The 1628-nt window shown below is 41.2% G+C and carries 3 protein-coding genes; all 3 read left to right on the top strand.

Annotated features, from left to right (window positions below):
- Positions 1-170: 170 nt before the first annotated feature.
- Positions 171-893, top strand: a complete 723-nt coding sequence (locus tag NOG12_RS13040) for a hypothetical protein (protein WP_313933492.1) — start codon at positions 171-173, stop codon at positions 891-893.
- A gap of 123 nt (positions 894-1016) precedes the next feature.
- Complete coding sequence (locus tag NOG12_RS13035; protein ID WP_313933491.1) at positions 1017-1256, top strand: hypothetical protein; 240 nt, start codon at positions 1017-1019, stop codon at positions 1254-1256.
- A 44-nt stretch (positions 1257-1300) separates the two neighbouring features.
- Positions 1301-1628: hypothetical protein (locus NOG12_RS13030; RefSeq protein WP_313933490.1), on the top strand; the 328-nt coding region annotated here is incomplete at its 3' end.

Below are 1628 nucleotides of genomic sequence, written 5' to 3'. Positions count from 1 at the left end.
TAATTTTCGCAATTTTTTGGGTTTCTTTATTTGCGGGCTCTTTGTACCAATTATTGAAAATAAAGGGTGGTTTCATAAGTGGCACATAACAAACCAATTATTCCGACCTCAACTCGCTGCGCTCGTTTCGTCGGCATATTGGGGCGTTATGTGCAAAGGGAGGTTCATAGATGACTGATAATTTCGAAAGAAAACTCTGGCTATCCACAGTCCCGCTTGTGTCTACCGATGCTAATGGAATGCCAACAGGAATCGCGTCAGGGTGTTTTGTAAGATATAGCGGTAAAAAGTTACTTCTATCCGTTCAGCATGCCACTGGCAATGGCGGCGTATGGGCTATTCAGCAGCAATATGTGCCGAACAAAGGCGCAGAATTATATCGGTTAGGTGGCATCAATTTTTTGATGAAGGCAAATATAAGTACATCGGAGGTGGTGGATGTCGATTTCTCGTACGTTGAGGTGCCGGAAACAACATTCGCAAAGCGCCAAGAGATAAATCCACATACCTCGAAGGTAATTTCTGAAGAACTCATTTCTGAGCTTTCCGCTTCTTTAGAAAACGAACCAAATGGCCACACAAAGTATGGCTTTAGCGGTCTAGTTCAGCCATCGATGGTGCAACACGGGGGGAATGATTGCCTAGTCACCGAGGTTCGTGTTTATACAGGGCTGGAATATTTGCGAACTGATGGCGACTACCATTACTTCAAGTTGCCTTTCGAGCATCCCGGGCATGAGCACTTTAAAGGCTGTAGTGGCGCACCGATAATCGGTGAAGATGGAGAGTTAGTCGCGCTTGTTTGTGGCGGAAGCACTCTAACTAATGAGTTGTGGGGGATTTCATTGAAAGCTTATAAGCTTCCTGTGGACATCCTTGTCGAAGGTATTTAGCAGTTGGCACATAACCAAGCAATTAAATTTGCTCCCTTTGGTCGCCGGATGCTCGTTCCTCGCGCCGCTTATTGCGAGCGTTAGTTTTCTCATCAACATCATCATTTGTCATCTAGGATAAAAATGGATACTTTCATTGAATTTGTAAAATCGGATATTGGTGTCATACTGGCTTGGGTATGTACTGTTGGAAGTACGTTATTTGCTGTGATTAAATCAAAGAAAAATAAACAGTTGAAAATACAAGTTGGCGAAATAACAAAAAATTCAACAATAGATAATAGTCAGGATAGTGTTACGCAAAACGGCCAGAAGAATGTGTATACAAAGAATAATTCAGGCGGCATGAAAATAGACATGTAAGGGACTAAACCTTGAATATAGGAAATGAAGGGGATAATCCCTCTGTGAATAAAACAGTTAAAGTTGAACGTAATGCTGGAAATATCATAATCGGGAATTCACCCGAATATGAGATCAGCTCAGCTATAAATGAATTGCTAAAGTCACTAGCTAATAAGCCATTTACGCTCAAGAAAAACAGAAGACGCCCATCTTCTGAAACAGTTGTAAAGATACAACACAATAACCTTAAAGCTAAAAGCCATATCATAAAGCAATACTTAGATCATTCTTCAAAAGTAGAAGAAGCCTATTCCGAGATTGACTCATTGGTCACTTTTGGAAAAGCCCGATTTCAGATAATAAGTGCGACATTCATGGAAAGGTGTAGAA

The organism is Pseudidiomarina fusca (assembly GCF_032227045.1).
Lineage (GTDB): Bacteria > Pseudomonadota > Gammaproteobacteria > Enterobacterales > Alteromonadaceae > Pseudidiomarina > Pseudidiomarina fusca.
The sequence above is the reverse complement of the archived record's forward strand: the minus strand, read 5'-3'. Positions and strand labels throughout refer to the sequence as shown.

Coding starts and splice junctions, on each gene's coding strand:
- NOG12_RS13040 (WP_313933492.1), top strand. CDS start 171: ATGACTGATAATTTCGAAAGAAAACTCTGGCTATCCACAGTCCCGCTT.
- NOG12_RS13035 (WP_313933491.1), top strand. CDS start 1,017: ATGGATACTTTCATTGAATTTGTAAAATCGGATATTGGTGTCATACTG.